A 6,447-nucleotide genomic window follows, 5' to 3' on the forward strand; every position below is an offset into this window, starting at 1 on the left:
TGGGCGACGCGCACGTGGGGAAGCCTCCGGACATGCCGGGGCAGGGGATCGCTGCGCGACTGAGTTCGAGTGTAATGAAGCCCAGGCGGCCTGTCAGCCTTCCAAATCGAATAATTTCGCCGAACACATTGGCAGGTTCGTAGGCTTCCGCAGGAACTTACCTGTCATAGGTGTCGTAACCGGGCACTTTCGACGATACCCCCGAAACCCCCCTCACCACCCGCCGTCGACGCGTTCCCGCAGGTCCGCGAGGGCGGTGCCGACGGCCTCCCGGCCCCGTTCGTCGCCGATCCTGCGCAGCACCGCCAGCGCGGCCCGGTACTCCCGGTCGGCCTCCTCGAAACGGCGCTGCGCGGTGTGCGCCTCGGCGACCCGGGCCAGCAGCCGGGCCTCCGCCGCGTGGTCGCCCAGCGACTGCCGCAGGCCGAGCGCCCGCCCGTACCAGTCGGCGGCGCGCACCGCGTCGCCAAGCGCCCGGTGGCAGCCCGCCGCGCCCTCCAGGGCCCGGGCGCACAGCGGTTCGTCCCCGACCGCACGGGCGTGCTCCAGGGCGGCCCGGTAGTGCGCGGCGGCCTGCTCCCAGCGGCCCGCCGCCACCTGGAGGTCGCCCAGGTTGAGCAGCGCGGCCGAGGCCCGGCGGGGGCGGCCGTTGCGCTCGGCGACGGTGAGCACCAGCTCGTGCAGCCGGTAGAGGTCGGCGGGGGCGGCCGCGCCGGTCAGCGGCAGCGCCCGCAGCAGCGCGGTGACCAGCCGGCCGGCCGAGCCGTCCAGGTCGCCGTGGCCGATCGCGTCGGCCACCGCGCCGAGCAGCAGCTCGCGCTCGCCGAGCAGCCAGTCCCGGGCCTGGTCGGCCGTGCCCAGCCGCAGCGCGGCCGGCAGCGGGTCGGGGCCGGGGCCGTCGGCCGGGTCGAGCAGGGCCCGGGCCGACTCGGTCAGCCGGACCATCCGCTCCAGCAGCCGGGCCCGGGCGAGTTCGGTCTCGGCGGGCCGGTCCTCCTGTTCCCGCAGCCGGACCAGCCGGGGGTAGAGCCGTCCGGGCACCCGGTAGCGCGCAGTGCCGTCGGCGGCCGGCGCCTCCGCGCCGAGCAGCTCCCGATCGGCCAGCGCGGCCAGCGTCGCGGCCGCCTCCGGCGCCGGGCAGCCGACCAGGGCGGAGGCGGTGCGCGGGTCGGCGGTCTGCGCCGGGGCCAGGGTGAGGGTGCGCAGCATCCGGGCCTGGGCGGTCGGCAGCCCCCGGTACACCAGGGTGAAGGCGCCCAGCAGCGGGTCGTTGTCGGGGACGGGCACGGGCTCGGCCGGCTCGGGGGCCGGCTTCACCCAGGTCGACGGGTCGCCGGCCGGCTCGGGCGCGGCGACCGGCTCCGCGGCGACGGGCTCCCCGCCCTCGTGCTCCGCCGTCCCCGGACCCTCCTTCTTCCTGGGGGCCCCGGCCGTCCCGGGCGGCTTCCCGCCCCTCCCGGCCTTCGCCGACCGGCCCCCGCCCGGGCCGCCCTTCCCGGTGCCCCCGTCGGCGCCGTCGCCCGCGGCCGCCGACTCCTCCCCCACCACCCGGTTGAGCTCGCGCGCCGCGTCCGTGACCGCGGTCTTCGGATTGCCGCGCAGCCACCTCGCCATCAGCCGCAGCGTGGCCGGCCGGCCGGCGCAGGCCTCGGCGAGGTCGGCCCCGCCGACCGGGTCGCAGGAGATCCGGGTGCCGCCCACCAGGTCGGCCAGCAGGTCCCCGGAGGCCGACCGGTCCAGTCCGCCGAGGATCACCGGGTCGATGTCCTCGATCCCGGTGAGCGGCCCGGCCGTGGTGGCGAGCACCAGGCAGCCCGGCTCGTCGGCGAGCAGCGGCCACACCTGCCCGGCGTCCCGCACGTCGTCCAGCAGCAGCAGCACCTTGCGCCCCGCCAGTGCCTCCCGCAGGGCCACGCTGCCCGGCTCGTCGCGCCCGTCCTCGACCGTGCCGGGCAGCGGCACGGCGGCCTGCGGGTCGAGCTGCTCCAGCAGCAGCCGGGCGGCCCGGCCCGGCGGCACCCGGCCGCCGTCGGGGGCGGAGAGCCGGACGAACAGCACGCCGTCGGGGTAGCCGGCGGCGACGGTCCGGGCGAAGCGGGCGGCGAGCGCGGTGCGACCCGAGCCGGGCCGCCCGGCCAGCACCAGGACCGGGCAGCGACCGCTCACCCGCCGGGCGGCGGCCGCCCGCAGCGCGGCCAGCTCGGCCCGCCGGCCGGCGAAGAGCGCGGGCCCGGCGGGCAACCGGTCGAGCCCGGGGACGGCGCCGGCGGGCGCGTCGGGGCCGGGGTCCATCGTCGCCGTCTTCCTCGCCACCCGTGCCACTCCCGACGTCGTCCCGCGCTCAGCGCCCGGCGCAAAAAGCGGGCAGCCCGCGACGGGCGCCCTGTCTGCGAAGCGTAGTTCGACCGTCCGGCTCAGCCGAGGTGACATCCGGTCGTACGAACCGGCAAATCACCCCAAGGAATCAACCGGGCCGGTCCGCTCACGCCTCGAAGGGCCGGGCCGGCCACGGCGCGTCCGGGCGGCGCAGCCCGTCCAGGCCGTCCGGGGAGGTGAGCGCGGCGTGCACGGCCAGGGTGCCGGTGACCAGGGTCGGGTTGTGCAGCCGTCCGGCCTGGATCAGCCGGATCAGTTCGGGCACCGGCACCCAGGCGACCTCGATCTCCTGCTCCTCGCCCTCGGCGGCGTAGCGCTCGCCCTCGGCCTCCGCGAGGTCGGTCGCCAGGAACATCCGCAGCGCCTCGTCGGTGCCGCCCGGGGAGGTGTAGTAGTCGGCGAGGATCCGCCAGGTGTCGGCCCGGCAGTGCGCCTCCTCGTAGAGCTCGCGCTGCGCGGCGTGCCAGGGGTTCTCGCCGGGCACGTCCAGCAGGCCGGCCGGCAGCTCCCACAGCCGCTGGCGGACCGGGTGGCGGTACTGCCGCAGCACCAGCACCCGCTGCTTGTCGTCCAGGGCGAGCACCGAGACCGAGCCGGGGTGGGTCTGGTAGTCGCGCCGGGCCCAGCTGCCGTCGGGCATCCGGACCTCCTCGCTGCGCACACCGGTGACCTTGCCCTGGAACGGCGTCGTCGTGTCCCGGACCGCCCACTCCTCGGCCGCGTCGGTGATCGCCAGGTCGCTCTGCTCGTCCATCGCTCTCCCCTTTTCGTCAGTACGACACAATCTAACGCCGGACGGCGGCCCCGCGGGAATCGCGGGGCCGCCGTCCGGTGAACGACCGTGGATTACTCCGGGGCGGACGTCTTGATCTCGATGGCGGCCTTGACCAGGCCCGCGAACAGCGGGTGCGGGCGGGTCGGGCGGGACTTCAGCTCCGGGTGGGCCTGGGTGGCCACCAGGTACGGGTGCACCTCGCGCGGGTACTCGACGTACTCGACCAGGTCGCCCTTGGGCGAGAGGCCGGAGAACTGCAGGCCGGTCTTCTCCAGGTCCGCGCGGTAGGCGTTGTTCACCTCGTAGCGGTGGCGGTGGCGCTCCTCGACGTACTGCTCGCCGGCGTAGACCTCACGGACGATCGAGCCCTCGGCGAGCTTGGCCGGGTAGAGGCCCAGGCGCATGGTGCCGCCCAGGTCGCCCTTGCCGTCAACAATCGCCAGCTGCTCGGCCATGGTGGAGACCACCGGGTGCTTGGCGGCGGCGTCGAACTCGGTGGAGTTCGCCTCCGGCAGGCCGGCCAGGTTGCGGGCGGCCTCGATGACCACGCACTGCAGGCCCAGGCACAGGCCCAGCAGCGGGACCTTGTTCTCGCGGGCGAAGGTGATCGCGCCGACCTTGCCGTTGACGCCGCGGTCGCCGAAGCCGCCGGGGATGCAGATCGCGTCCACGTCGCCCAGCTGCTCGCGGGCGCCCTCGGGGGTCTCGCAGTCGTCCGAGGTGACCCACTTGATCTCGACCCGGGCGTTGTTGGCGAAGCCGCCGGCGCGCAGCGCCTCGGTCACCGACAGGTAGGCGTCCGGCAGGTCGATGTACTTGCCGACCAGGGCGACCTTGACGATGTGCTGCGGCTCGTGGACGCGGCGCAGCAGGTCGTCCCAGGTGGTCCAGTCCACGTCCCGGAACGGCAGGTCCAGGCGGCGCACCACGTAGGCGTCCAGGCCCTCGCCGTGCAGCACCTTGGGGATGTCGTAGATCGACTTGGCGTCGATGGCCGCGACCACGGCCTCCTCGTCCACGTCGCACATCAGCGAGATCTTGCGCTTGATCGCCTGCGGGACCTCGCGGTCGGCGCGCAGCACGATGGCGTCGGGCTGGATGCCGATGTTGCGCAGCGCGGCGACGGAGTGCTGGGTGGGCTTGGTCTTGAGCTCGCCCGAGGGGCCGATGTACGGCAGCAGGGACACGTGCACGAAGAACACGTTGTCCCGGCCGACCTCGTGGCGGACCTGGCGGACGGCCTCCAGGAACGGCAGCGACTCGATGTCGCCGACGGTGCCGCCGACCTCGGTGATCACCACGTCGACGTCCTCGGTCGCCATCCGGCGGATCCGGGACTTGATCTCGTTGGTGATGTGCGGGATGACCTGGACGGTGTCGCCCAGGTACTCGCCGCGGCGCTCCTTGGCGATGACCGTCGAGTACACCTGGCCGGTGGTGACGTTCGCGGAGCCGTGCAGGTTGGTGTCGAGGAAGCGCTCGTAGTGACCGATGTCCAGGTCGGTCTCGGCGCCGTCGTCCGTGACGAAGACCTCACCGTGCTGGAACGGGTTCATGGTGCCCGGGTCCACGTTGAGGTAGGGGTCGAGCTTCTGCATCGTCACGCGCAGGCCGCGGGCCTTGAGCAGCGCGCCGAGGCTGGAGGCGGTCAGCCCCTTTCCGAGCGAAGAGGCGACACCCCCGGTGACGAAGAGGTGCTTGGTCGTCACGGCGCGGCCGTTCGCTGCCTTGCCGGAATGGGGCTGTGCCAAGAGGGGGCTCCCGTGGGTCGCGTGTCGAAAGTGACGTGGGCGGGAGGCTCGCGGCTCGCCGGGCGACGGGAGGCCGGCAGGTGCTCGGCACTCGAAGGGTCGTCGGTTCGGCTGGTCCGGGGCGTTTGATCCCGCCGGTCCACGGGATACCAGGGTAACAGTGACCTGACCCGGACGCCTTTCGGGCCGCGCGGAGCACTCCGGGGGCGTGCGCCGGGCGCACCACCGGCGCATCATCCGCCGCACACGTCACACCGGTCGCACCACCACCGGACCGGGCCAGCCGGGAGTACTCCGACCGGGCCATACCGGCCCCTCCGATACGGCCACCCGGAGCTGATCCTTCCGGACCATCCTGCGCCGCGCCACCGCGATGCACGGCATTTCCGCCGAATTGCGGCGCCACACGAGGCTGCGCCCGCGTGCTTCGCCCCTTTCGTCCGTCGTAAGCTGCACGGACGCATCGCGACAGCACGAGCACGCGGAGGGCGTGGGAGCGTCAGGACACTCCCGGTCCCCGATGCGCGACCGGACCTCCCCGTCAAACAGCTCATCCCCACCCACCCTCAGGGGCTCGTCCGAGCCCCGCGCGGACACTCCAGCAAGGCCCGCCACCACCCCCCGGCGGGCCGGACGTCCCGGGGTGAACCTCCGGCCCCGCAGACCGCTCGCTCCCTGGTTCGCCGATGCCCTGACCACATTGCGAACTGGAGATCCACGTGGCCGGCCGTATCGAGGACTACGCACTCATCGGGGACATGCAGACCGCTGCCCTGGTCAGCAGGGACGGGGCGGTGGACTGGCTCTGCCTCCCCCGCTTCGACTCGCCGGCGGTGTTCGCCGGCCTGCTCGGCACCGATGAACACGGCTTCTGGCGGATCGGCCCGGCCGAGGCCGTCGCGGCGGTCCCCGCCCCGGACGCCGCACCCGCCACGACCGGCCGGGCCGGCCTCACCGACACCGCCGACCTGCGCGTCCCCCCGCCCACCGCCGCCGCCCCCGCCCTGCCCGCCGACCGGCGCCGCTACCGGGGCGACTCGCTGATCCTGGAACAGGAGTGGGACTCCCAGGGCGGCACCGTCCGGGTGATCGACTTCATGCCGCCGCGCCCGCTGGCCGGCCGGGACGCCGTCCCCCAGGTGATCCGGATCGTCGAGGGCGTGGCCGGCACCGTGCGGATGCGCTCCGCGCTGCGGATGCGCTTCTCGTACGGCCGGATCGTCCCCTGGGTGCACCGGGTCGAGCAGGCCGACGGCGGCCACCGCACCGTCGCCGTCGCCGGGCCCGACTCGGTCTGGCTGGACGGCGAGGCCGAGACCTACGGGCGCGACCTCACCACCTACGCCGACTTCACCGTCCGGGCCGGCGAGCGGATCGCCTTCGCCCTCACCTGGCAGGCCTCCCACCTGGAGCCCCCGGCCGTCCCGGACGCCGAGGCGATGCTCGACGCCACCGCCGACTTCTGGCGCGACTGGGCCGACCAGTGCACCTACCAGGGCCCCTACCGGGAGGCCGTGATCCGCTCGCTGATCACCCTCAAGGGCC

Annotated in this window: 4 protein-coding genes; 1 reads left to right on the forward strand and 3 read right to left on the reverse strand. The window is 74.4% G+C overall.

From position 1 onward, the window contains the following. Window positions 1-213 precede the first annotated feature (213 nt). The 3 genes from AB0O91_RS31195 to AB0O91_RS31205 form a co-directional block, all read right to left on the reverse strand. Window positions 214-2,292 (reverse strand): tetratricopeptide repeat protein, encoded by a 2,079-nt coding sequence (locus tag AB0O91_RS31195; RefSeq protein WP_363440179.1) that lies wholly within the window; start codon window positions 2,290-2,292, stop codon window positions 214-216. 190 nt (window positions 2,293-2,482) lie between these two features. Beyond that, on the reverse strand, window positions 2,483-3,130 hold the full coding sequence (locus AB0O91_RS31200) for an NUDIX hydrolase (RefSeq protein WP_363440183.1): 648 nt from the start codon (window positions 3,128-3,130) through the stop codon (window positions 2,483-2,485). A gap of 92 nt (window positions 3,131-3,222) precedes the next feature. Then, window positions 3,223-4,902 carry a CTP synthase gene (locus AB0O91_RS31205; RefSeq protein ID WP_363440186.1) on the reverse strand — a complete coding sequence of 560 codons (1,680 nt, stop codon included), beginning with the start codon at window positions 4,900-4,902 and terminating at the stop codon, window positions 3,223-3,225. A 713-nt stretch (window positions 4,903-5,615) separates the two neighbouring features. Here AB0O91_RS31205 and AB0O91_RS31210 point away from each other — a divergent pair. Then, window positions 5,616-6,447: trehalase-like domain-containing protein (locus AB0O91_RS31210; RefSeq protein ID WP_363440200.1), on the forward strand; the 832-nt coding region annotated here is incomplete at its 3' end.

The sequence above is a fragment of the Kitasatospora sp. NPDC089797 genome, from assembly GCF_040684795.1.
GTDB lineage: Bacteria > Actinomycetota > Actinomycetes > Streptomycetales > Streptomycetaceae > Kitasatospora.